The 22,987-nt window shown below is 72.9% G+C and carries 17 protein-coding genes; 5 read left to right on the top strand and 12 right to left on the bottom strand.

Annotated elements, in window-relative coordinates; translation table 11 throughout:
• Positions 1-342: 342 nt before the first annotated feature.
• Entirely contained in the window at positions 343-1,350 is a 1,008-nt protein-coding gene (locus tag ACIQ9E_RS25200) for a stage II sporulation protein M (protein ID WP_403710607.1), read from the bottom strand.
• 138 nt (positions 1,351-1,488) lie between these two features.
• Between ACIQ9E_RS25200 and ACIQ9E_RS25195 the strand changes: the two genes are divergently transcribed.
• Positions 1,489-2,478 (top strand): RDD family protein, encoded by a 990-nt coding sequence (locus tag ACIQ9E_RS25195; RefSeq protein ID WP_403710605.1) that lies wholly within the window; start codon positions 1,489-1,491, stop codon positions 2,476-2,478.
• 30 nt (positions 2,479-2,508) lie between these two features.
• Here the strand turns inward: ACIQ9E_RS25195 and ACIQ9E_RS25190 are convergent, their stop codons facing one another.
• The 8 genes from ACIQ9E_RS25190 to ACIQ9E_RS25155 all read right to left on the bottom strand — a co-directional run bounded on the left by ACIQ9E_RS25190 (position 2,509) and on the right by ACIQ9E_RS25155 (position 11,609).
• Positions 2,509-3,123 (bottom strand): hypothetical protein, encoded by a 615-nt coding sequence (locus ACIQ9E_RS25190; protein ID WP_403710603.1) that lies wholly within the window; start codon positions 3,121-3,123, stop codon positions 2,509-2,511.
• Between the two features lie 299 nt (positions 3,124-3,422).
• Entirely contained in the window at positions 3,423-4,880 is a 1,458-nt protein-coding gene (gene ahcY / locus ACIQ9E_RS25185) for an adenosylhomocysteinase (RefSeq protein ID WP_403710601.1), read from the bottom strand.
• 279 nt (positions 4,881-5,159) lie between these two features.
• The gene (locus ACIQ9E_RS25180; RefSeq protein WP_403710599.1) at positions 5,160-6,119 is read right to left on the bottom strand and encodes a cation diffusion facilitator family transporter; all 960 of its coding nucleotides are present in this window, start codon (positions 6,117-6,119) and stop codon (positions 5,160-5,162) included.
• Between the two features lie 169 nt (positions 6,120-6,288).
• Positions 6,289-7,452, bottom strand: coding sequence for a mannose-6-phosphate isomerase, class I (manA, locus tag ACIQ9E_RS25175; RefSeq protein ID WP_403710597.1), 1,164 nt, complete (start codon positions 7,450-7,452; stop codon positions 6,289-6,291).
• A gap of 59 nt (positions 7,453-7,511) precedes the next feature.
• On the bottom strand, positions 7,512-8,657 hold the full coding sequence (locus ACIQ9E_RS25170) for an SIS domain-containing protein (protein WP_403710595.1): 1,146 nt from the start codon (positions 8,655-8,657) through the stop codon (positions 7,512-7,514).
• An 88-nt stretch (positions 8,658-8,745) separates the two neighbouring features.
• Entirely contained in the window at positions 8,746-8,928 is a 183-nt protein-coding gene (locus ACIQ9E_RS25165) for a Trm112 family protein (protein WP_403710593.1), read from the bottom strand.
• Between the two features lie 694 nt (positions 8,929-9,622).
• Positions 9,623-10,990 (bottom strand): phosphomannomutase/phosphoglucomutase, encoded by a 1,368-nt coding sequence (locus ACIQ9E_RS25160; RefSeq protein ID WP_403710591.1) that lies wholly within the window; start codon positions 10,988-10,990, stop codon positions 9,623-9,625.
• Positions 10,991-11,045: 55 nt separating this feature from the next.
• Positions 11,046-11,609 carry a metallopeptidase family protein gene (locus ACIQ9E_RS25155; protein WP_403710589.1) on the bottom strand — a complete coding sequence of 188 codons (564 nt, stop codon included), beginning with the start codon at positions 11,607-11,609 and terminating at the stop codon, positions 11,046-11,048.
• 738 nt (positions 11,610-12,347) lie between these two features.
• Between ACIQ9E_RS25155 and ACIQ9E_RS25150 the strand changes: the two genes are divergently transcribed.
• Positions 12,348-12,776 (top strand): DUF3499 domain-containing protein, encoded by a 429-nt coding sequence (locus ACIQ9E_RS25150; RefSeq protein ID WP_146480310.1) that lies wholly within the window; start codon positions 12,348-12,350, stop codon positions 12,774-12,776.
• 62 nt (positions 12,777-12,838) lie between these two features.
• Here ACIQ9E_RS25150 and ACIQ9E_RS25145 read toward each other — a convergent pair whose 3' ends face one another.
• The 3 genes from ACIQ9E_RS25145 to ACIQ9E_RS25135 all read right to left on the bottom strand — a co-directional run bounded on the left by ACIQ9E_RS25145 (position 12,839) and on the right by ACIQ9E_RS25135 (position 19,133).
• Positions 12,839-14,506 (bottom strand): DUF5719 family protein, encoded by a 1,668-nt coding sequence (locus ACIQ9E_RS25145; protein ID WP_403710587.1) that lies wholly within the window; start codon positions 14,504-14,506, stop codon positions 12,839-12,841.
• Positions 14,503-18,282 carry a glycosyltransferase family 2 protein gene (locus ACIQ9E_RS25140; protein WP_403710585.1) on the bottom strand — a complete coding sequence of 1,260 codons (3,780 nt, stop codon included), beginning with the start codon at positions 18,280-18,282 and terminating at the stop codon, positions 14,503-14,505. The genes ACIQ9E_RS25145 and ACIQ9E_RS25140 overlap by 4 nt, the downstream gene beginning before the upstream one ends.
• Positions 18,283-18,869: 587 nt before the next feature.
• Entirely contained in the window at positions 18,870-19,133 is a 264-nt protein-coding gene (locus tag ACIQ9E_RS25135) for a WhiB family transcriptional regulator (RefSeq protein WP_006348971.1), read from the bottom strand.
• A gap of 748 nt (positions 19,134-19,881) precedes the next feature.
• On the opposite strand from ACIQ9E_RS25135, the gene ACIQ9E_RS25130 reads away from it, so the two are divergent.
• From ACIQ9E_RS25130 to ACIQ9E_RS25120, 3 genes are all read left to right on the top strand, one after another.
• Positions 19,882-20,532 carry a cysteine dioxygenase gene (locus ACIQ9E_RS25130; RefSeq protein WP_403710583.1) on the top strand — a complete coding sequence of 217 codons (651 nt, stop codon included), beginning with the start codon at positions 19,882-19,884 and terminating at the stop codon, positions 20,530-20,532.
• Between the two features lie 12 nt (positions 20,533-20,544).
• Complete coding sequence (gene cofD / locus ACIQ9E_RS25125) at positions 20,545-21,501, top strand: 2-phospho-L-lactate transferase (protein WP_366257872.1); 957 nt, start codon at positions 20,545-20,547, stop codon at positions 21,499-21,501.
• A gap of 125 nt (positions 21,502-21,626) precedes the next feature.
• Positions 21,627-22,961: a coenzyme F420-0:L-glutamate ligase gene (locus ACIQ9E_RS25120; RefSeq protein WP_403710631.1), complete on the top strand. Its 1,335-nt coding sequence runs from the start codon at positions 21,627-21,629 to the stop codon at positions 22,959-22,961.
• The last annotated feature ends 26 nt before the right edge of the window (positions 22,962-22,987 follow it).

Raw genomic sequence — 22,987 nt, 5'->3', positions numbered from 1 at the left:
GTTTCCAACCTTACCAGATCCTTTTCCCGTTCCGTTTCCGGTCCGGACTTTCGAATCCAGCGGCCTGTTGAAGCGGCCTTTTGTCTTTCGACTTTGCCTTTCGGCGGTTCCGACTTTATCAGAAGCATTTCGGCCGAGCTAATCGGCCTTCGCGATCCGAATAAGGAGTCGATAGGCTCCGCGGGAAGTTTATTCCCGTCGAGAGCGAGTCAGAGACTAACTGCGGCACTCGGCTGTGTCCAGTCCGAGGCAACCGTTTGAATCTACCTCCCCACGCCAGCCATGTCAATGGTTTTTGTGGGCAGGTGAGGACAGTAGCAGCTCAGAGGGGTCCGATGCACATCAGGCTGCGATGGGCACCCGAACGTTGCGGTCGGACTCGTCGAGGTCTCCGTACTCTCCGTCCCGGGCCGCGCGGCGCCCCAGGATGCAGATGTAGGCGAGGAATCCCAGCTCGGCCGTGATCCCGATGCCGATACGGGCCCAGGTTGGCAGACCGGACGGGGTGACGAAGCCTTCGATGAGGCCCGAGACGAAGAGGACGAGAGCGAGGCCGATCGCCATGCCGAGGGCGGCTCGGCCCTGCTCCGCGAGAGCGGCCCTGCGGGTCAGGGGGCCGGGGTCGACGACGGTCCAGCCGAGGCGCAGCCCCGTACCGGCGGCGATGAAGACGGCGGTCAGTTCCAGGAGGCCGTGCGGGAGCACGAGGCCGAGGAAGACGTCGAGGCGGCCGGCCGAGGACATCAGACCGATGCCGACACCGAGGTTGGCCATGTTCAGGAGCAGGATCCAGAGCACGGGTATGCCGAGGAAGGCTCCCAGGGTCAGGCAGACCGCGGCTGCCTGGGCGTTGTTCGTCCAGACCTGGGCGGCGAAGGACGCCGCGGGGTCGCTGGAGTAGTACGTCTCGTAGTCGCCGCCCGGGCGGGTCATCTCACGGAGTGCCTCCGGGCCGGCGATCGCCGACTGGACCTCGGGGTGGGTGCCGACCCACCAGCCGATGACGGCTGCCGTGGTGATGGAGAGGACCGCGGCGGGGATCCACCAGTGGCGGGAGCGGTAGACGGCGGCGGGGAAGCCGGCGGTGAGGAAGCGGGAGGCGTCGCGCCAGGTGGCGCGGCGGGTGCCGGTGACCGTCGCGCGGGCGCGGGCGACGAGTCGGGTGAGGCGCCCGACGAGTGCGGGGTCGGGGGTGGTGGAGCGGATCAGGGAGAGATGAGTGGCGGTGCGCTGGTAGAGGGCGACCAGTTCATCGGCTTCGGCCCCGGTGAGGCGGCGTCCCCTGCGCAGGAGGTGCTCCAGCCTGTCCCATTCCGCTCGGTGGGCTGTCACGAAGACGTCGAGGTCCATTGGGCTGCTGCTCCAGGCGCTGGGGCGTCCATGCGTACTGCCGCGGGCGCTTCCTACCGCAGTGCGTTTCGGGTCAGCTTGGCAGACTGAGGGCGCCGGGGGCAGGCCGGGCGGTCCGAGTAGGGAGGGGTGGGCGGTATGAGTGCGCTGGTGACGGGGGACGCGGTCGTTCTGGGGATACAGCCGGCGAAGCTGCCGAGCAGGGCGCTGGCATTGGCCGTCGACCTGGTCGTGGTGTGGGGTCTGTTTCTGGTGGTGATGGTGGGGCTGGCGCTGACGACCGCTTCACTGGATCCGGCGGCGAGCCGGGCGCTGGGGGTGGCGGTGTTCCTGCTGATTCCGGTGGGGGCTCCGATCGCCGTGGAGACGCTCACGAAGGGCCGTTCCTTGGGGAAGCTGGCCTGTGGTCTGCGGGTGGTACGGGACGACGGCGGGCCCGTGCGGTTCCGTCATGCGCTGGTCCGTGGGGCGATGGGGGCGGTGGAGATCACGCTGACGATGGGGGTGGTTGCGGCGATCGCGTCGCTGGTTTCGGCGCGGGGGCGGCGGCTGGGGGATGTGTTCGCGGGCACGCTCGTCGTACGGGAGCGCGTGCCGGGGGCGCAGGTCGCTGCCGTGCCGGCGCCTCCGCCGTGGCTGGTGGGGCGGTTCGGGCAGGTTGATCTGTCGGGAGTGCCGGACGAACTGTGGCTGGCGGTACGGCAGTGCCTGACGCGGATGGGGCAGCTGGATCCCGCGGTGGCCGGGGCGATGGCGGCCGGGCTGGCGGACGAGTTGGTCGTGCGGACGGGAGCGGTTGTTCCGGAGGGGGTGCCTCCGGAGGCCTTTCTGGCCGCGGTGGTGCAGGAGCGGCAGGCCCGGGACGCCCGGCGGGCCTTCGGGTCCGGGGCGGGATCCGGCGTCGGTACGGAATCCGCTGCTGGTGTGGTTGGGGATCAGGCGGAGGCGTGGGGGGTGCCTGATGACGGTCGGGGTGGTACTGAACACGGGTGGGCGCTGGAGCCGCTGCCTCCGGTGGACTCCGGGGCGTTGCCGGCATCGGGGCGTTCTGGGGTGCGCGGGCCCGGAGCCGAGGGTGGGCCGGGCGGCGCCGGGACGCGTTCTACGGGGTTCGTGCCTCCCGCGTAGCCGGTGCAGGTGGTGGATGCCGACAGGCGGTCAGGGGAAGACCGAGGGCGGACTGTCCAACTGTTCGAGTTCGATGCCCGGGGCCGCCAGCACGACGTCCCCGGCGATGTGGACGGTGTGCTGTTCGCCGGTGTCCAGGGCGTTGACCTGGTAAGCGTCCACAACGAGGGGGCCGTTGTCAGTGGCGTGCGCTTCACTGTCGAGCAGAGCCCAGGACTGGTCGACGGTGAGGGGGGCGAGTACGGGATCCGTGAACGCGACGAGGCGGACACGGGTCGCCGGGGAGCCGGGGGTGAGACGCAGCAGTCGTGCAGTGGCCACGAGGAAGGCGGGGGAGGTTCCGGTGAAGGCGTGTGCGCGTGTTGTTCCTTCGTCGGCGTGTGTGCCGGTGGGGTCGGTGCGGACCCAGGTGACGCCGTCGATGGCGGCGCCGCGGACCTGCCAGCTCGCGGTCTGGAGTTCGAGCCGGATGGGGCGGCCGAGTTCGTCGACGGCCAGGTCCACGGAGCCCCTCTGTTCGCCGGAGGGGGTGGTGGTGCGGGAGACATACCGCCAGCCGGAGGGGCCGGTGGCGCAGTGGAAGTGTTCCTCGCCGAGGGGGGTGTGATCGTGCGGATCGTGGAGCGAATAGCGGCCGCGGGGCATGGGGCTTCGGGGTCCTTGTGCGGGGTGGCTCGGTGGTGTCGCGGACTGCCGGTGTGACGGCCGGTGGGGGGCGGGCCGGGCCGCGTGCGGGAGAGGGTGCGGGCAGGCCCCCGACACGGGGGTGCGGGGGCCTGCCTGTTGCTCTTAGGTCGCTCTGGTCCGGGTGCCCGGGGCCTCTGGTCGGCCCCGGATGGTCCGCGGGCCCCGGGGGCCTGTTCGGTGCCGGGCCCGTCCGCGGAGTGCGGGCGGGCCCGGTGCCGGGGTGCTGCCCGGGGCGCGGGCCGTGAGGGCCCGGACCGTCAGTAGCGGTAGTGGTCGGGCTTGAAGGGGCCTTCGACGTCGACGCCGATGTAGGCGGCCTGCTCGGGGCGGAGCGTGGTGAGCTTGACGCCGAGGGAGCCGAGGTGGAGACGGGCGACCTTCTCGTCGAGGTGCTTGGGCAGCACGTAGACGTCGGTCGGGTACTCCTCGGGCTTGGTGAAGAGTTCGATCTGGGCGAGGGTCTGGTCGGCGAAGCTGTTGGACATCACGAAGGACGGGTGGCCCGTCGCGTTGCCCAGGTTGAGCAGGCGTCCCTCGGAGAGCACGATGATCTTCTTGCCGTCGGGGAAGGTCCAGGTGTGGACCTGCGGCTTGACCTCGTCCTTGACGATGCCGGGGATGTGGGCCAGGCCGGCCATGTCGATCTCGTTGTCGAAGTGGCCGATGTTTCCGACGATGGCCTGGTGCTTCATCTTGGCCATGTCGGTGGCCATGATGATGTCCTTGTTGCCGGTGGTGGTGATGAAGATGTCGGCCAGGCCCACGACCTCGTCGAGGGTGGTGACCTGGAAACCGTCCATCGCCGCCTGGAGGGCGCAGATGGGGTCGATCTCGGTGATGATCACCCGGGCGCCCTGGCCGCGGAGGGATTCGGCGCAGCCCTTGCCGACGTCGCCGTAACCGCAGACGACGGCGACCTTGCCGCCGATGAGGACGTCGGTGGCGCGGTTGATGCCGTCGACGAGGGAGTGGCGGCAGCCGTACTTGTTGTCGAACTTCGACTTGGTGACGGCGTCGTTGACGTTGATCGCCGGGAAGAGGAGGGTGCCGTCGCGGTGCATCTCGTACAGCCGGTGGACGCCGGTGGTGGTCTCTTCGGTGACGCCGCGGATCTCGGACGCCAGCCGGGTCCACTTCTGCGGGTTCTCGCCGAGGGTGCGGTTGAGGAGCGTGAGGATGTAGCCGTACTCCTCGCTGTCCGCCGTGGCGGGGTCGGGGGCCTCGCCGGCCTTCTCGAACTCGACGCCCTTGTGGACGAGGAGGGTGGCGTCGCCACCGTCGTCGAGGATCATGTTCGGGCCGCCGGTGGGCGAGTCGGGCCAGGTCAGGGCCTGCTCGGTGCACCACCAGTACTCTTCGAGGGTTTCGCCCTTCCAGGCGAAGACGGGGATGCCGCGGGGGTTGTCGGGGGTGCCCTCGGGGCCGACGGCGATGGCCGCGGCGGCGTGGTCCTGGGTGGAGAAGATATTGCAGGACGCCCAACGGACCCGGGCGCCGAGGGCGACGAGGGTCTCGATGAGGACGGCGGTCTGGACCGTCATATGCAGGGAGCCGGTGATCCGGGCGCCGGCGAGCGGCTGCTGGGCGGCGTACTCGGAGCGGATGGCCATCAGGCCGGGCATCTCGTGCTCGGCGAGGCTGATCTCCTTGCGGCCGAACTCGGCGAGGGAGAGGTCGGCGACCTTGAAGTCGTGGCCGGTGGTGACTGTCGTCATGCGGGACTGCTCCTCAGTGGAGGTCGAGGGTGGGCACGGCTGGCTCCGCGGCGGTGGACACAGGGATGCCCGGGCCGCTCGCGGCGCAGTCGTCGGAGGCCCTCTCTCCCTCGGCCGGTCCGCTGGGGACCGCCCGACCGCCATCAGCAGCGACGTCTGACTCTCGTTCCGAATCTACACCGATCCCCCGGGGCGGCCCCAGCCCGCACAGGGGCGTGATCGGGACACGTCGCTGGTCGGGGGCGGGCGGAATGACCGGATACCTGCGGGCAGGGACGGTCAGGGGGTGGCGGCCGGCCGGGCGGGGTCGGTGCCGGTGGCCGCGGCCGTCGCGCTGTAGATATCGGGTTCGAGGTAGATCACCCGGGCGATGGGGACGGCGGCGCGGATGCGTTCTTCCACGGCGTTGATGGCCGTGGCGACTTCGGTGGCGGTGTTGTCGTGGCGTACCGCGATCTTGGCGGCGACCAGCAGTTCTTCGGGGCCGAGGTGGAGGGTGCGCATATGGATGAGGCGGGTGACGGTGGTGTTGTCGACGACGGCGGCTTCGATCTTCCGTTCGTCGTCGGCGGTTGCGGCCTCGCCGAGGAGGAGGGATTTGGTCTCGGCGGCGAGGACGAGGGCGATGAGGATGAGGAGGGTGCCGATGCAGAGGGTGCCGATACCGTCCCAGACGCCGTCGCCGGTGGCGAGGGCGAGGCTGACGCCGGCGAGGGCGAGGATCAGACCGACGAGGGCGCCGAGGTCTTCGAGGAGGACGACGGGGAGTTCGGGTGCCTTGGCGTGGCGGACGAACTCGCGCCAGGAGCGGCCGCCGCGCAGGGGGTTGGATTCCTTGATCGCGGTACGGAAGGAGATGGTTTCGGCGGCGATCGCGAAGACGAGGACGCCGACGGGCCAATACCAGGCTTCGATGGGGTGTGGGTTCCTGATCTTCTCGTAGCCCTCGTAGAGGGCGAACATGCCGCCGACGGAGAAGAGCACGATGGAGACGAGGAAGGCGTAGATATAGCGTTCGCGGCCGTAGCCGAAGGGGTGCTGGGGGGTGGCCGCGCGGCGGGCGCGGCGGCCGCCGAGGAGGAGGAGTCCCTGGTTGCCGGAGTCGGCGAGGGAGTGGACGCTCTCGGCGAGCATCGACGACGAGCCGCTGAAGAGGAACGCGACGAATTTGGCCGCGGCGATGGCGAGGTTGGCGGTGAGGGCAGCCACGATCGCCTTGGTTCCGCCTGACGCGCTCATGTTCGAGTGTCCCCTTGGTCCTGTCGGTCCTGCTGGTCCCGTCGGGCGCGCCCCGGGCCCGGGGCGGGTTCGGCCGGAGCCGGGGTCCGCGTACCGGCGCCACTGCCGTTCGGTAGTCACCCGATGACTGAGGGGCGCCATTGTTGCAGCAGTGGCCGGGGAGGGCGGGTCAGTCGGGCACCGTGGCCCGGAAGAGGGTCCCGGAGCCGCCGTCGGCGCCCGAGATCTCCGTCTTCTCCCCTGCCGGTACGAACACGGAATCGCCGGGTCCGAGCGTCAGTTCGCCCACGGTGGCGCGGCCGGAGGTGCAGAGGAGGATCTGCGGGCCGGGGGAGGTGAGGTCGCGGAGTGTGGCGTCGGGGGCGAGGAGGTGGCGGGAGAGCCGGAACTCGGCGGCGGGCGTCTCGTACACCTCCGCGCCGTCCGCGTCGGCCTCGGGGCGCAGGACCGCGGCGTCGGTGGGGGCGAAGCGGACGACGCGGAGCAGTTCGGGTACGTCGACGTGCTTGGGGGTGAGTCCGCAGCGCAGGACGTTGTCGGAGTTGGCCATGATCTCGACGCCGAGGCCGCGGAGATAGGTGTGCGGGACGCCCGCGCCGAGGTAGATGGCCTCGCCGGGCTGGAGCTGTACGTGGTTGAGGAGCATCGCGGCGATGACGCCGGGGTCGCCGGGGTAGTGGCGGGCGATGTCCGCGTAGACGGTGTAGGCGCCGCCGATACGGGCCGCGGCGGCGGCGGTCTCGGTGACGGTCTCGGCGATCGCGGTGCGGTCGGCGGTGAGGACGGCGGTGAGGACCTCGCGCAGGGCTGCTTCTTCGGGGTGGGCGCGGAGGAGGTCGGCATACGGCTTGAGGGAGTCGACGCCGAGGCCGGTGATCAGGTCGGCGGTCTCGGCCGGCCGGCGGAAGCCGCAGAGTCCGTCGAAGGGGGTGAGGGCGCAGATCAGTTCCGGCTTGTGGTTGGTGTCCTTGTAGTTGCGGTGGGGGGCGGTGAAGGGGATGCCGGCGCGTTCCTCGGCGGCGTGTCCGGTCTTGGCCTGGTCCAGATCGGGGTGGACCTGGAGGGAGACGGGGGTGCCTGCGGCGAGGAGTTTGAGGAGGAAGGGGAGGTGGGGGCCGTGGCGGCGGACGGTGGTGGCGCCGAGTTCGCGTACGGGGTCGGCGGCGATGACCGTGTCGAGGGGGCCGCGTTCGAGGTGGGAGGGTGCGCCGGGGTGAGCGCCGAACCACATCTCCGCCTGGGGTTCGCCGGTGGGGTGGACGCCGAGGAGCTTTGGGATGGCGGTGGTGGAGCCCCAGGCGTATGGGCGGATGGTGTTGGTGAGGCGGTCCATTCGGCGGCAGGTCTCCTTCGGCCGGGGTGGTGCGGTTGAGGGTTGGTGGTGCTGGTGGTTCAGGAGGGGGTTGCCGGGGTGGCCAGGGCGAGGTAGACGGCGGCGAAGTCGGTGACGGTGAGCAGTTCCGCGAGGGATTCCAGTTCGCTGCCTTCGTCCGGTTCCAGTTCGCTGATGGCCGTGTCGTGGCCGAGGGCGAGTTCGCGGGCGGCCGGGGCGGCGGTGAGGCCTCCTGCGGGCCGGTCGCGGAGCAGGACGACCCGGGCGCGCAGCGCCTGCTGCTCTTCCACCCGGTCGCGGAAGAAGTCGTCCGGATCGGCGCCGGCCGCGAAGTCCCCGGCGAGCAGGACTCCGTGGGCGGGCAGTGCCTCGGGGAGTTCGGCGGCGAAGGCGGGGCGGCCGGCGAGTTCGGCGAGGACGGCGGCGAAGCGGCGGCCGGCGGGGGCGGCGCCCGTGCCTTCGGTCCAGATCAGGGGGAGGCTGTCGGCCAGTTCCGCGGCCAGGGTTTTGGCCGGGTTGCTGTAGGTGGCGATGGTGGGGCCGCACCGCTCGGCCGTGCGGTCGAGGCGGTCGGCGACGCGGGCGAGGGCCTCCGGGGGTGCTTCGAGGAGTCCGATGCGGTCGAGGAGTGCGAGGAGGGGGGTGAACAGGGCCCAGAGGGCGCCGGGGCCGGCCGGGACGGCCTCTTCGGAGCCCTCGTACACCTCGTACGGCGGGGTGGCCAGGGGGACGACGAGGCCGTGGCGGCCGCCGACGCCTTCGGCCAGCGGGGAGCGCTGGGGGGTGACGGCGACGATGGTGCAGCCGCGGCGGTACGCCTGCTCGGCGAGGAGGTCGAGGCCGGGTTCTCCGCCGTCGGTGGTGGTGAGGAGCAGGAGGTCGAGGGAGCCCGCCCAGCCGGGGAGGGCCCAGCGCAGGGCGCCTGCGGCCGGGGCGACGCCGGTGGGGTGAAGGCGGATGACGGGGGCACTCGCGCCGGCGAGTGCGCCGATGAGGTCGGCGACCCCGGTGGCCGCGGTGCCCGCGCCGGCGACGAGGACGGCGCGGGGGCGGCCGTCCGGCTTCAGCTCGGCGATGCCCGCTTCGGCGGCGTGCCGGGCGGCCGTCCGTACCCGGGCGCCTGCTCCGGCGGCGCCCCGGAGCAGGCCTCGGCGGTCGGCACGGGCAAGGGCTTCCGGGTCGTCGAGGAGCGACTCGTCGAGCATGGGGCGGGGCCTCCGATTCGCCGGTTGGGTTGAGGGCCCGTTTCGGATGAGGCCCTTGCGGGGGTGTGGTCGCGGGCGCGGGGTGCCGTCAGGCGGGGCGGCGGGCCTCGTCGACGAGGAGGACGGGGATGCCGTCGCGTACGGGGTACGCGAGACCGCACTCCGTACCGGTGCAGATCAGCTCGGGGGTGTCGGCCTCGGACCGGTCCTTCAGGGCGCTGTGGCAGGCCGGGCAGGCAAGGATGGAGAGGAGGCCGGCTTCGAGCGGCATGAGGTGGGTCCCTTCAGGGGTCGGCGGTGCCGCGGCGGCGGCGGGCGGCCCGGCCGGCCGTGGTGCCGGGGGTCCCTGGGCGGCGCGGTCGTCGGTCGTCACGGCCGGTGCTCCGATGCGTCGTGGTGACGTGCCGTCGCGGTCGTGGTCCGGGGGTGGCCCGGGTCGTGACGTCCGGTCGTCCGGGAACGCGGGGCGGTCGGTCGATCGGGCCACGTCAGCGTACCGCCGGGGGGAGGGGGGCGGCGCGTTCTGGGGTGGGGAGAGGTACGGGTGGGGTGGTTGCGCCGGGTGGTATCCGCGGCCGGGCCGCCGGGGTCGGGGGGCGGTGGCAGGGGGTGCCGGTCCGGCAGGATCCGCCGGGCAGGCCCTGCGGCCGGGCGATGCGGCGCGGATGCGCGGTGGTGGGGCGGGCGCGGGGCCGAGGGGATGGCAGGGCGCGGGGCCGGTGGGCGGTGGAGAACCGGGGCCGGTCCAAGGCCGTGTCCCGGGGGCGTGGCTGGTGCGGGGCGGGACTCCGGGGGCCGCCGTGGCTGGTGCGGGGCGCGCGCCCCGGGGCCGGGTTGGGCGGGGTGCCGGATCGGGGCTGCTGGGCGGCCCGGTGCGGGAGAGTTCCCGGATGCTCCAGGTCCACACCATCGGGCTAAAGACCCCGGCGGACGGCTGCCGCCGGGGTCCGGAGGGTATGCAGAGGTCAGGAGCGGCGGATCAGGGCGAGGACCTCGTCGCGGACCTTGGTGAGAGTGGCGGAGTCCTTGGCCTCGACGTTGAGGCGGAGCAGGGGCTCGGTGTTGGAGGGGCGGAGGTTGAACCACCAGTCGGGGGTTGTGACCGTCAGGCCGTCGAGGGTGTCGATCGTGGCGTCGGGCACCGACTCGAAGGCGGCGCGCACCTCGGCGGTGGCGGCGGCCTGGTCCTCGACGGTGGAGTTGATCTCGCCGGAGCCGGTGTAGCGGTCGTACTGGGCGACGAGTTCCGACAGCGGAGCGGGCTGGGAGCCGAGGGCGGCAAGGACGTGGAGCGCGGCGAGCATGCCCGTATCGGCGTTCCAGAAATCACGGAAGTAGTAGTGCGCCGAGTGTTCGCCGCCGAAGATCGCGCCCGTGCGGGCCATCTCCTGCTTGATGAAGGAGTGCCCCACTCGGGTACGCACGGGGGTGCCGCCGTTCTCGCGGACGACCTCGGGAACCGACCAGGAGGTGATCAGATTGTGGATGACCGTGCCACCGGGGTGCTTGGCCAGCTCCCGGGCTGCGACCAGGGCGGTGATCGCGGAGGGTGAGATCCCTTCGCCGCGCTCGTCGACGACGAAACAGCGGTCGGCGTCGCCGTCGAAGGCGAGACCGAGGTCGGCGTTCTCGGCGCGCACCCGCTCCTGGAGGTCGACGATGTTCGCCGGGTCCAGCGGGTTGGCCTCGTGGTTGGGGAAGGTGCCGTCGAGTTCGAAGTACATCGGCACGAGGGTGAGCGGCAGGGATGCGAAGACGGTGGGGACGGTGTGGCCGCCCATGCCGTTGCCCGCGTCGACGACGACCTTCAGCGGGCGCATGGCGGAGAGGTCGACGAGGGAGAGCAGATGTGCCGCGTACTCCTCCAGTGTGTCCCGTTCGGTGACGGTGCCGGGTTCGGCGGCCGGCGCGGGGGCGCCCTCTTCGGCCCACTGCTCCACCAGGGCCCGGATATCGGCGAGGCCGGTGTCCTGGCCGACCGGTGCCGCTCCGGCGCGGCACATCTTGATGCCGTTGTACTGGGCGGGGTTGTGGGAGGCGGTGAACATGGCGCCGGGGAGGCCGAGGTGGCCGGAGGCGAAGTACAACTGGTCGGTGGAGCAGAGTCCGATCAGCGTGACGTCGGCGCCGCGGGCCGCCGCGCCGCGGGCGAAAGCGCCCGAGAGTCCGGGCGACGAGGGTCGCATATCGTGTCCGACGACGATGGCGTCGGCCGATGTGACCTGGACGAAGGCCGCGCCGAAGAGTTCGGCGAGTGCCTCGTCCCACTGGTCCGGCACCACGCCACGGACGTCGTACGCCTTTACGATCCGGGACAGATCAGCAGCAGCCACGGGGCCAGCCTTCCCTCGGGTCTGTGTGGTGGTCGGAGCAAATTATCCGGGTACGTCAGTCCTGGCCGTACCGCGGGTCCACTGATTCGGGCGCCAGCCCCAGAAGTTCCGCCACTTGCTCCACGACAACCTCGTGGACCAGCAGCGCACGCTCTTCGCGGTTCTTGGTCCGGACCTCGACCGGGCGGCGGTAGATCACGACGCGCGCGGGCTCGTCCTTCCCCTCGGGGAGGGTGCCGCCGAGGGGTACTCCGGTGCCGAGGTCGTCGGTGGGCCCCAGGACCGGGACCTCCTGGACCACGAAGTCGACGTCGGCCAGTTGCGGAAGGCGTCGTTCCAGGCGTTCGACGGAATCGCGCACCAGATCGCGGAAGGAGTCCGACCGGCTGACCGAGAGGGGGACCTGGGGTGGGGCGACGGGGCCGCGCATCCCCCGGCCGTGGCGGTCGCGGCGGCGGGGCCTCGGCTCGCCCTCCGGTTCCTGCCCCGGGCCGGTGGGGGGTTCCGGGCCGGCTGCGGGGCCGGAGGCGGCGGGTTCGGGGCCGGCACCCTGGTCCGGCTCCGTGGGTGGCCCGACAGGACGGGGCTCCCCCGGGAGCGGAGGTACGGAACTGTCCATCACTCACGCAGGGTAGCTCTCCCGGGCCTCCCGAAGCGGCAGGGACGACGCTTCCGGAGGTGTGGGGCCGCCCGGAACGGCGGGCTGCGAAAGGAGGTGGACAGGAAGCCGGGAGTCGCGGGTTCCGCCCGGGGCGGATGGGGCGGGGAGGGGCTCGGGGCGGATGGGGCGGTGGCGGGCGGGCGGTGGTGGCGCCGGGAAGCACCGCGACCGGGCACGGCGGGGCACCGGGGCAGGGCCCGTCCGGGCCTGCGCGGGGAGGGGAGGAAAGGAGGGGCACGACGGAGATCGAAGAGCGGAGGAAGGAGGGGCGGATGTGACGGGATGCAAGAGGATGGGTGCGGGTAGGGACGGAAGGGCCGGGCCCAACACAGGGAAGGCGGGCGGCCGGAGGAGACGGGCGGAAGGAAGGAGCGGGCCAAACCCGTTGCGGACAGCGGTAGGTGGGCGTCGGGGGCGGGGCGGTGACAGCGAGTAGGGCGCGCCTCGGCCGGAGTTCACGGGACGGAAGAGCTGATGGCGGGATTGTCAGTAAATGACCGTTCCGACGGCGCTTGACGTCGGTTGCGTACCCGCCGACGATCATCGGTCCCTGCGTGAATGACCTGATTTACGTCACGTCATGACCGGTTCACCTGCCGTCACAACGCCGCTCGTGGACCCTTCATTGCAGGTCAGAAGGGGTCTCTCCGGATCTCCCGAAACCCGGTTCGCATCACGACACGGTGGAGTGAGCTGATGGAGAGTCGTCGCAGCCCGTTCAAGAGTGCGGTACCGTCCAACCTCGTGAGCCCTGTACGTCGATGTTCGCGCACTGCGTGCGGCCGCCCTGCCGTCGCGACACTGACGTACGTCTATGCCGATTCGACCGCGGTCCTCGGTCCGCTCGCCACCTACGCCGAACCCCACTGCTACGACCTGTGCGCCGAGCACAGCGAGCGGTTGACCGCACCCCGCGGCTGGGAGGTCGTACGCCTCACCGACGGCTCGGCCCCGGCCCGGCCCAGCGGTGACGATCTCGAAGCTCTCGCCAATGCCGTACGCGAGGCGGCGCGGCCGCAGGGGCGGGCGGCGGCCGAGGGGCATGCGGCCCGGCGCGCGGCCGACCCGATGGAGGTCGCCCGCCGCGGGCACCTGCGGGTCCTGCGCTCCCCCGACCAGCAGTAGCCGGACCGGGCTGCGCGGGCCGTCCCGCCGAGGGTGGCCGGGCGTTCAAGGATTGCCGGGTGTCAGTCGTCCAGGACGGACAGATCCCGTTCCGCTTCGGGGACCGGCACCGTCGACCGGTCGTCGGAGAGCGTCTGGACCGTGAACATCCGTACCGGGCCGAGTGGCGGGGCAAGGGTTCGTGCCGCGTGGACCGGGCCGCCCGACACGGTCTCCACGGTGAGGGCGTAGGTGCTCTTCGGTCCGCCCGGTGCGGTCGGGACGACGGCCAGGGTGGTCCCGGCGGCGATGGTGTACATGCGTACGGACGGCGCGGCGCCCACCGTTCCCGGTGGTGACACGGCGACCCGTACGCGAGCCGCGCGAGTGGGTGCGGCGAGGGTCAGGGTGGTGCCGGTGGACCGGTTGTCGGCGGTGCTCGCGCGGTCGCCGACGGGCCCGGCGGCCGGGATGTAGGCCACCTCCTGTGACGTGCCGGTGCCGCGGACGACCCGGAGCGCGGCCACGACCGGGGTGGGACGGTCCGGCTCGGCCGGGTCGAGCAGGAGGGAGCCCGCTTCGCCCCTGGTGACGCCCTTCAGATCGACGCTCGCCACCGTCCCCGCCTTGACTCGTACGGACTCGTGTCCGGCGGGGACGATCGTTCCGCGGGGGCCCGAGAGCCGGATCTTCAGCTCGGCGTCGGATTCGCCGGGGGCGAAGGCGACCAGACGCACGGAGGTGGCGTCGGCGGGGATGCCGGGCAGGACCGCGGTGGCCGACGCCTCGGCGGACGCGGCCAGCCAGTCGCTGCCGACGGTGTCCTCGGCGGCCCGGACGACCGCGCCGACCCGTCCCGTACGGATCGTCACCCGGAGAGTGGCGTCGGCCAGTTCCGCGGGGGTCACGGTGGACAGCAGCACCGGGATGCCCGTGCCCGCGGGGATCGGGATTCCGTCGGGGACGCTGCTGGGTGCCTGCCCGTCGGGGCCGTGGATCTCGATATCGGCGACGGCCGGGGTGTCGTCGGGGTTGGTGAGGTGGAGGTAGTCCTGGCGTCCCTTGGCGGTGGAGACGCCGGGGAACCAGAAGCCCGTATCGGGCGCGGTGCAGGTGGTGCCGAGGAGGCCGCGGGCCGGGCCGGCCGGGAGGACGGTGGTCTGCTGGGCGGTCCAGCCGGGGGCCAGCGCGGCCGTGGCCGTGCCGACGAGCGCCGGTGCTTCGCCGCGGCCCGCGCGGACGGCGACCGGTGCACCGGGCTTCCCGGCCGTGAGCAGGGGCGGGGGTCCGGCACCCGGTGCGGCATCGCGGGGGCCGCCGTCCGCTCCCCCGGGCCGGGGCTGCCGGGGCTTCGGGCTCTTCGCCGTTCCTTCCGGGGCGGGGACCGGGGCGCCCGCGGGCCGGAGTTCCGCGATGCCCGCGGCGGGTACGGGGGCGGGTACGGGCTTGCCGGACGGGCCGGCGGATTCCCCGGGTCCACCAGGTCCACTGGGTCCACCCGGGGGCGCGGCGGCAGCCGGGGGCGCAGGTGCCGCGGGTGCCGTCGGGGTGAAGGAGGTGTAGAGCGTTCCGGCCGCTTCGGAGGTGCCCGCCGAGGGGCAGAGCAGGATGGACCGCTCGACCGGCATACGGACGGGGGCCTTCGCCCCGGCGCCGCCCTCCCCGGCTCCGGGGGCGGTCAGGGCGGCGAGTCCGGTGATCGCCGTGAGCGCGGCGACGGCGGCGAGCAGGGACTGGGTCGTGCGCTTCACTCGGACTCGCCTCGGGTCGCGTGGTCGGGGTGGCGTGGGGCGGTGGCGCCGGCCGACCGCGGGCCGCGTGCGGCGGGCCCGTCGCCGCCGGGGCCGGGGCCGTCGCCAGGGCCGGGCCCGGGGCCGTTGGCCGGTTCCGGGGTGGAGTCCGGGCCGAAGCCCGTTGCACGGTCGGACGGCGGGGCCGCGACCGCACGCCGGGGATGGGTTCCTGCCGGTTCCGTGAGCGGAGACCGGTGTGCGGACGGTGCGGTGGGCGGAGAGGGGGGAGAGGGGGGATTCGGTACGGCGTCGGGGACCGGGACGGGGACGGGCCCGGTCGTCCCGGGCGGCCCGTCCGTCGCCGTACCGTCCGGCCGTTGGCGCGGTACGACGGGTCCGGGCACGGTCAGCGGCTCGTCGGGCAGGTCGTCGTCGCTCCGCCCCCGCCTGCCGGGCAGCGCCAGTACGACCAGGACGAGCAGCAGTGCGTGCCGGGTCCTGAGCCATACGGTGTGCGCGGTGGACTGCTTGTACGTGACGACCAGGGTGCCGCCATCGGCGGGGAGTTCGAACCCCTGGGCCCAGCCGTCGACGCTCCGCTTCGGCAGGGTGCGGCCGTCCAGGGTGGCCCGCCAGTTGGCGTCGGTACGGTCGGCCAGGCGCAGGATCCGGTCCGGTCCGCCCGCCGGGACCGCGGCCCGCACCTCCACCGGGCCCGAGGGCACGGGCAGCGGATCGGCCGTCCCGTCCAGGACGGTGACCCGGGCGACCTGGCGGTCCACCCCCCACAGCGCGCTGCCGCCGATCCGGCTGAGCCTGGTCAGCCCCGGGGTGGTGTCGAGGACCCGGGACAGCCGCGCGGGCGCTCCATCCCGTACCAGGACATAACGGATGGCGTAGCCGCTCAGTTCGGTGGCCTGGTCGGCGCCGGAGCCCGCGACGAGGCGGGCCACGACCCGGTCCAGGCGGGGGTCGTCGTCCGTCGCGCGGGCGAGTTCGGCGTCGCCGAGCCGGGCGCCCGCTCCCCGTACCAGGGCGTACGGGATCCGCCCCGGGGACGTACCGCCCAGTACGAGGGTCCGCGGCCGGTCGCTGGTCCCGCTCTCCTCGGCCACGAACGCGGGGACCTGCACGGGGTCCCGCCGCTCCAGCGGCCCGTCCGCGCCGCCGATCGTCCAGGCCACGGCGAGCTGCACCGGGGCGAGTGCGGTGAGGACGGCGATCAGTACGGCGAGGGGCTGCCGCCAGCCGAAGTCACGGGCGGAGACCCGGGTACGGCCGAGTTCGGCGCCGAGGCAGGCCGCGGCGATCAGCCCGGCGCCGTACACCAGGGTCGCGGGGCCCGCCCAGGCCGAGCCGTTGACGAATGCCGCGAGGGTGAATCCGGCCAGGGCCACCGTCCAGGCGGTACGGATCGCGAGCCGGCGCCCTTCGCGGATCAGGGCCGCCAGCGCGGCGAGCACCAGACCGGCCAGCAGGACGCTGCCGCCGGCCTCGGGTCCGCCGGGGCTCAGCGTGAGGAGGCCGAGCGCGGTCGCCCGGCCGTCGCCGAGGTCGAGCCCCGCTTCCCGGAGCACGGCGGACGGTTCGGTCAGCAGGGTCAGCGACCAGGGCGCGAGCAGGACGACGGGGGTGAGGACCGCGGCCGCGAACCGGGGCCAGGCCGTCGCGAGGTCGGCGCGGCGGGCGGCGAGCGCCCCCGCGCCGAGGACGACCGCGAGCGGCCAGAGGACCGGGGTGAACGCGGTGAGGGCGGTGAGCAGCAGAGCGTACGTCCAGGTGGCAGGCCAACCGCCGGTGCTGTGTCCGGAACCGGTTCCCGTGCTGTGTCCGGTGCCGTGTCCCGGGCCGGTCCCGGTGCCGTGCTGGGCGGCCGGCGGTGAGGGACGGCGGCCCGAGCCCGGGACGGCAGCGAAGAGCCGGGATCGGCGGGTACGGCTCCGGGGTCCGGCGGCCACGGGAGGGCGGTCGAGAGCTTGCGCGGCCGCAGGAGCGCGGTCGAGGCCGTGCGCGGTGACGGCCGCACGGGCGGCCAGGGGCAGCAGGACCGCCAGAACCGAGGTGCCGATCCGACCGGAGGCCAGGGCTCCGGTCGTGGCGGGCAGGAGTGCGTACAGCAGGCTCCCCCAGGCCCTCAGCAGCCGGGACGGGATGAGGGGGCGGGCGGCGAGGTACGCGGTCAGACCGGCCAGCGGCACCGAGCAGACCAGGAGCACCGTCACGGCGAGGCCGGTCGAGCCGAACAGGAGCGCGGCGAGACCGGCGAGGATGCCGAGGTAGGGCGGTGCGGTCGGGGTGCCGCCGGTGCCCAGGGGCTGCCACTGGTCCGCGTACCGGTCCCACAGCCCCGGCACATCGCCGGGCGCGGGCAGCAGCGCTCCCCCCGCGAGCGCGCCGGGGGCGAACAGGCCTCGGCAGGCGACAAGGGTGACCAGGACCAGGACGGTGAAGAGGGCGGGCGCGGGCCTCAGCGCGAGTTTCCGCAGGCGGGGGAAGCGTCCGGCTTCAGGAGGCTCCGCATCGTCGCCCTCGGGGGCGCGCCCGGGAACGGGGGTGGTGGTGTCGGGGCGGGAGCGGCTGAGGCGGCCCATCACCCGTTCGAAGCCGGCTTTGACGGTCGCGCCCGCCGGGGGGAACAGGGGGCGCAGTTCGGGCGCCTCGACGACGGCTCCGGCGGCGGCTGCCCGCGCCCGGCGGCGGGCAATCCGGCCGGAGACCACCCGGCCGGGACGGAGCAGTACGGACAGCAGTCCGGCGACCTCGTCGGCGGCGTGGCGGGGGGCCTTGCCGACGAGATAGGCGAGGGTGCGGACGAGCGTGCCGACGGCGATCCTCAGCAGGACCAGGGGCAGTGCCGCGGCATGGGTGTTGGTCAGCAGGGTGTGGACCGCGCCCGCCTTCGCGACACGGTGCGGGGAGGCCGTGGAGCGGCCCGCGCAGTCGACGGTACGGCGTTGCCGGGTGGCGGCCTCGGCGTGCCGCAGTACGGCGTCGGGGGCGATCAGGATGCGGTGGCCGACCCGGTGGGCGCGCCAGCACAGGTCGAGGTCGTCCCGCATCAGGGGCAGCCGGCGGTCGAAGCCGCCGAGGGCGTCGAAGACGTCCCGGCGGATCAGCATGCCCGCGGACGAGACCGACAGTACGGTCCTGATCTGGTCGTGCTGGCCCTGGTCCGGTTCGCGGCGGTCGAGGCCGGTCCAGCGGCGGCCGCTGTAGGCGATCGAGACGCCGACTTCGAGCAGTTGTCTTCGGTCGTACCAGCCGCGGAGTTTGGGGCCGACGATCACCGCGTGTCCGTCGGCGTCGACGACCTTGAGGAGTTCGGCGAGTGCGGTCGGTTCGGGGGCGCTGTCGTCGTGGAGCAGCCAGAGCCACTGGACGGGTTCGCCGTACAGCAGCTCCGGCATGTCGTACGCCTCGTCGTGCCAGGTCCGGGTGGCGGGGTCCCAGCCGCTGGGCCGTCTGAGATAGGGCAGGTCGTCCGGGGTGAGGACGCCCGCGGTGCGTACCGCCTCCCCGACCGCGGTGCCGAAACCGGTACGGCGGGCGAGGTTGAGCACCCGGTCGGCGCCGAGGGCCTCCGTCAGGAGCTGCGCGGATTCGTCGGCGCTGCCGGTGTCCGCGGCGATGACGTTCTGTACGGGCCGCTGCTGGGCGAGGAGCCCGGCGAGGGTCTCCGGAAGCCAGCGGGCGCCGTCGTGCGAGACGAGGACGGCGGTGACGACATGCCGCGGGAAGGTCAGGGGATCGGCCGTATGGAACGCGGCGGATGTGGCGGGCAGCGGGGCGGACATGGGGGTGGGGCCCTCCGGCCGGGGACGGGAGCGCGCGGCGGGGGCGCGTCAGCGTCTGGGACGGGGCCCCACATTAACGGGTCGTCGCGGGGTGGGTTTCCCTTCCGGGGAAGGCGAGTTGGTACGGGGCGGCCGGGGCGCCTCCCGGTGTGGCCTGGTCCCGGGGCCTGGGGTGGACAACCCGTCGGCGTCTCCCGCGCCTCGACCGACGGCGAGGCCCGTCCGGACAGCGGCCGGTTCTCCGGGCCCGTGGGTGCTGCGCCCGTGGTGGGGCAGGGCCCGTGGGGCAGGGCCCGCGTCCTGCCGGGTGCGGACGGGGCGTGGGCCTCCGGGCCCGCGTCGAGGAGGGTTCGCCCCCGGCACGGTTCGCCGCCCGGGTCGGCGAGGTGGGCCCGGAGGCCACTGATCCGGCCGCACCGCACCCGGGCCCTGTACCTGTTACCTGCGTCTGTGCCTGTGTCTGCGATACGGAGCAGCGCGGATCGGCCACCGGAGAACCCCGCACATCACAGCCGGGCCGCCCCGGGCCGCCGGGAAGCACCTCCGGTGGGCGGAGCGCCCGCGTGCGGCGGGCGCTCCGGAGTGCGTCAGACGGCCGCTTTCTTCAGCCGGCGGCGTTCCCGTTCCGAGAGACCGCCCCAGATACCGAAACGCTCGTCATTCGCCAGTGCGTACTCAAGGCATTCCGAACGGACTTCGCACGCCAGGCAGACTTTTTTCGCCTCACGTGTGGAGCCGCCTTTCTCGGGGAAGAAGGACTCGGGATCGGTCTGGGCGCACAACGCGCGCTCCTGCCAGCCGATTTCATCGTCCGCGTCCTCGACCAGCAGTTGTTCGAACAGCTCGGTCATGTGCGCCCCTCGTCTGTTGGCGTCCCCGTGATGTTGCCGTGCTCGATTCGGCCGAACGACACGAGTGAAATTACAAGTGTGTGGCTCCGGGGCAGTCAAGCGGAGATCTGCTATTGAGCCCCGTATTCACTCTGCGGAACCAAGGGTATACGGAAAGTGTTCAAATCCGCAAAAATCTGACACTTGCCGCATCTCTCGCTTCCACGGGCGTCCCGCACACTCCAACCGCCCTCGAACGGGAAGACGTCAACACCTTCGATCGTGTTGCGGTCGCACCGCTGAAGCGATCCGGATCACAGCCGGATCACGGCGGAGGCGGGAAGGGGTGGCAGCGGGGTAGTAGCGGGTGGGTCGTGCGCGATGTGTCCCAACCCTTGCGCTGCATAAACCTTTCTGCGCGCTCCGTAACCGGATGAGGTGAAAGATTTCCGCCAAACCGGTCATCGAGTTGACATCAAAGCGGGACACCCGTCACCGTGGGTCTCATGTCAGCAGCCTCCGCGCCCCTCGCGACCCCCGCCCGTGGGTTCCGCAGCGCTGTGCAGGCCCGCTGTCGTTGTTGTTGTTGCGGCCACTGAACCGAATTCAGTGACGACGCTCCGTTGAAGCCGTAAGGCTCCGGGCGCCGCCCCGCTTATCCGTATGCCTTTCCGTTGTTTCCCGTTGTTTCCGTCGTCTCCCGTCACCGACCGCGCCGCGCGCAGCGTGACGGAGGGCGACTCTCCTGCCGAGGGATCACCGCAGCACCATGGACAACGACAGCGACCTCCAGATCGCCGGCGACATCCTTTCCGTACAGCATCTTCTTCAGCCGCCGCGCGAACACCCCTCCACCGTCGCGGACTTCGTCGGACTCGCGCGTACGGTCGCGGCCGACCGTGCGCTGTGGGAGGGGGTCGTCGAGTACGACGCCACCAGCCGCTGGTACCACCGGATCAGGACCGGTCCCGGGTACGAGGTGTGGCTGCTGTCCTGGGTGCCCGGCCAGGGCACCGGAGCGCATGACCACGGGCCTTCGTCCGGTGTGCTGACGGTGCTCCGGGGGCGGCTCACCGAGCGGACCGAGCGCCTCACGGACGCGCCGTCGGCGCCCCCCGCGGCCCGCACGGCACCGGGAGCGCGGACGGGTTCCGGGGCGGGCGCGGGCTCGGGGGCCGGTTCCGGGACGGGCTCGGGCGCGGGGGCCGGTTCGAGGGCGGGGAGGGACGAGGGCGGTGGGACCTCGCGGGTGCTCGTTCCCGGCGAAGTCCGCGTCTTCGCGCCCGGATACGCCCACGAGGTGATCAACGACACGCTCGAACCGGCCGTATCCCTGCACATCTACTTCCCCGGTCTGACCGAAATGCCGATGCACGGCTCCCGTTGCACACCGGCGATCCGGGATGTCGTACCCGCCTGACAGACTGCGGTCATGCGAATTGTGGTTCTGGCCGGAGGCATCGGCGGCGCCCGTTTCCTGCGCGGCCTCAAGCAGGCCGCGCCCGAGGCGGACATCACCGTGATCGGGAACACCGGTGACGACATCCATCTGTTCGGGCTGAAGGTCTGCCCCGACCTCGACACCGTGATGTACACGCTCGGCGGCGGCATCAACGAGGAGCAGGGCTGGGGGCGTACGGACGAGAGCTTCCGGGTCAAGGAGGAGCTTGCCGCGTACGGGGTGGGGCCCGGCTGGTTCGGCCTGGGCGACCGCGACTTCGCCACCCATATCGTCCGTACGCAGATGCTGGCGGCCGGTTATCCGCTCAGCGCCGTCACCGAGGCGCTCTGTACCCGTTGGAACCCCGGTGTGCGGCTGCTGCCGATGTCCGACGACCGGGTGGAGACCCATGTGGCCGTCGAGACCGACGGCGAGCGCAAGGTGATCCACTTCCAGGAGTACTGGGTGAAGCTGCGGGCGTCGGTGCCCGCTGAGGCGGTCGTACCGGTCGGGGCCGAGCAGGCGAAGCCCGCACCGGGGGTGCTGGAGGCGATCGCCGCCGCGGACGTCGTGCTCTTCCCGCCGTCGAACCCGGTGGTCAGCATCGGCACGATCCTGGCCGTCCCCGGGATCCGGGAGGCCATCGCGGAGGCCGGGGTCCCGGTCGTCGGCCTCTCCCCCGTGGTCGGCGGCGCACCGGTGCGCGGGATGGCGGACAAGGTGCTCGCGGCGGTGGGCGTGGAGTCGACGGCTGCCGCGGTCGCCGCGCACTACGGCTCCGGGCTGCTCGACGGCTGGCTGGTCGACACGGTCGACGGGGAGGCCGTGGCGGCGGTCGAGGCGGCGGGCATCCGCTGCCGGGCCGTACCGCTGATGATGACCGACACGGACGCGACGGCCGAGATGGCCCGCCGGGCGCTGGAGCTGGCCGCGGAGGTGCGGTCGTGACGGCCGCGGACCTCGCCGGGTCGGGGGCGGAGACCGGGTCGGCAGGCCTGGCGGCGGGGACGGAGCCGGCGGGCCTCGCCGGGGCCGATCCGGCCGGTCCCCGGGGCGGGGAGACCGAGGCCGCGATTTCCGGGGCCGGGGCCGGGGCCTGGGACGGGGCCGGCTTCGCTTTCGGTGTACGGGCCCTGGAGGGGCTGCCGGAGGTGCGCCCGGGTGACGATATCGCCGCGCTGGTCGCCGCCGCCGCGCCGGATCTGCGGGACGGCGACGTCCTCCTCGTCACCTCGAAGGTCGTCAGCAAGGCGGAGGGGCGGATCCTGCCCGCCGGGGACCGCGAGGACGCGATAGACGCCGAGACGGTACGGGTCGTGGCCCGGCGCGGCAGCCTGCGGATCGTGGAGAACCGGCAGGGGCTGGTCATGGCCGCCGCCGGGGTGGACGCCTCCAACACCCCCGCCGGGACGGTCCTGCTGCTCCCCGAGGACCCCGACGCGTCCGCGCGGGCGATCCGGTCGGGGCTGCGGGCGGCGCTCGGGGTCGACGTCGGGGTCGTCGTCACCGATACCTCCGGACGGCCCTGGCGCAACGGGCTCACCGATATCGCGATCGGTGCGGCCGGGGTCCGGGTCCTCGACGATCTGCGCGGCGGCCGGGACACACACGGCAATCCGCTGAATGTCACGGTCACGGCCGTCGCGGACGAACTCGCCGCCGCCGGTGATCTGGTCAAGGGGAAGACCTCGGGCAGGCCCGTCGCCGTGGTCCGCGGGCTCGGCCGTCTCGTCGGTGACGACGCCGGGCCGGACGGTGCGCGGGCCCTGGTCCGCGCCGCCGACGACGACCTGTTCCGGCTCGGGACGTCCGAGGCGGTACGGGAGGCGGTGACCCGGCGCCGTACGGTCCGGGAGTTCACCGACGCGCCCGTGGATCCCGCGGCGGTCCGCCGGGCGGTCGCCGCGGCGGTCACCGCGCCCGCCCCGCACCACACCACACCCTGGCGGTTCGTGCTGCTGGAGTCGGCCGATGCGCGTACGGAGCTGCTGGACGCCATGCGGGAGGCGTGGATCGCGGATCTGCGGCGGGACGGGAAATCGGAGGAGTCCGTGGCCCGGCGGGTGCGCCGGGGCGAGGTGCTGCGCCGGGCTCCGTATCTCGTCGTGCCCTGTCTGGTGATGGACGGTTCCCATCACTACGGCGACGCCCGGCGGGACGGTGCCGAGCGGGAGATGTTCGTCGTCGCGACCGGTGCCGGGGTGCAGAACCTGCTGGTGGCACTGGCCGGTGAGGGACTCGGCTCGGCCTGGGTGTCCTCGACGATGTTCTGCCGTGATGTCGTACGGAAGGTCCTCGGGCTGCCGGAAGGCTGGGACCCCATGGGCGCGGTCGCCGTGGGGCATGCGGCCGCCGCGCCGAAGGAACGGCCGCCGCGGGACGCCTCGGCGTTCATCACCGTGCGGTGACGGGGCGCCGGGGCGCGCGTGGCAGC

The organism is Streptomyces sp. NPDC094448, assembly GCF_044763775.1.
In the GTDB taxonomy this organism is placed as follows: domain Bacteria; phylum Actinomycetota; class Actinomycetes; order Streptomycetales; family Streptomycetaceae; genus Streptomyces.
This window is presented reverse-complemented; position numbering and strand designations above follow the sequence as displayed.

Excerpts from the sequence above, each read along its gene's own strand:
- ACIQ9E_RS25200 (WP_403710607.1), bottom strand. The coding sequence starts at position 1,350 with ATGGACCTCGACGTCTTCGTGACAGCCCACCGAGCGGAATGGGACAGG.
- ACIQ9E_RS25195 (WP_403710605.1), top strand. The coding sequence starts at position 1,489 with ATGAGTGCGCTGGTGACGGGGGACGCGGTCGTTCTGGGGATACAGCCG.
- ACIQ9E_RS25190 (WP_403710603.1), bottom strand. The coding sequence starts at position 3,123 with ATGCCCCGCGGCCGCTATTCGCTCCACGATCCGCACGATCACACCCCC.
- ahcY (WP_403710601.1), bottom strand. The coding sequence starts at position 4,880 with ATGACGACAGTCACCACCGGCCACGACTTCAAGGTCGCCGACCTCTCC.
- ACIQ9E_RS25180 (WP_403710599.1), bottom strand. The coding sequence starts at position 6,119 with ATGAGCGCGTCAGGCGGAACCAAGGCGATCGTGGCTGCCCTCACCGCC.
- manA (WP_403710597.1), bottom strand. The coding sequence starts at position 7,452 with ATGGACCGCCTCACCAACACCATCCGCCCATACGCCTGGGGCTCCACC.
- ACIQ9E_RS25170 (WP_403710595.1), bottom strand. The coding sequence starts at position 8,657 with ATGCTCGACGAGTCGCTCCTCGACGACCCGGAAGCCCTTGCCCGTGCC.
- ACIQ9E_RS25165 (WP_403710593.1), bottom strand. The coding sequence starts at position 8,928 with ATGCCGCTCGAAGCCGGCCTCCTCTCCATCCTTGCCTGCCCGGCCTGC.
- ACIQ9E_RS25155 (WP_403710589.1), bottom strand. The coding sequence starts at position 11,609 with ATGGACAGTTCCGTACCTCCGCTCCCGGGGGAGCCCCGTCCTGTCGGG.
- ACIQ9E_RS25150 (WP_146480310.1), top strand. The coding sequence starts at position 12,348 with ATGGAGAGTCGTCGCAGCCCGTTCAAGAGTGCGGTACCGTCCAACCTC.
- ACIQ9E_RS25140 (WP_403710585.1), bottom strand. The coding sequence starts at position 18,282 with ATGTCCGCCCCGCTGCCCGCCACATCCGCCGCGTTCCATACGGCCGAT.
- ACIQ9E_RS25135 (WP_006348971.1), bottom strand. The coding sequence starts at position 19,133 with ATGACCGAGCTGTTCGAACAACTGCTGGTCGAGGACGCGGACGATGAA.
- ACIQ9E_RS25130 (WP_403710583.1), top strand. The coding sequence starts at position 19,882 with ATGGACAACGACAGCGACCTCCAGATCGCCGGCGACATCCTTTCCGTA.
- cofD (WP_366257872.1), top strand. The coding sequence starts at position 20,545 with ATGCGAATTGTGGTTCTGGCCGGAGGCATCGGCGGCGCCCGTTTCCTG.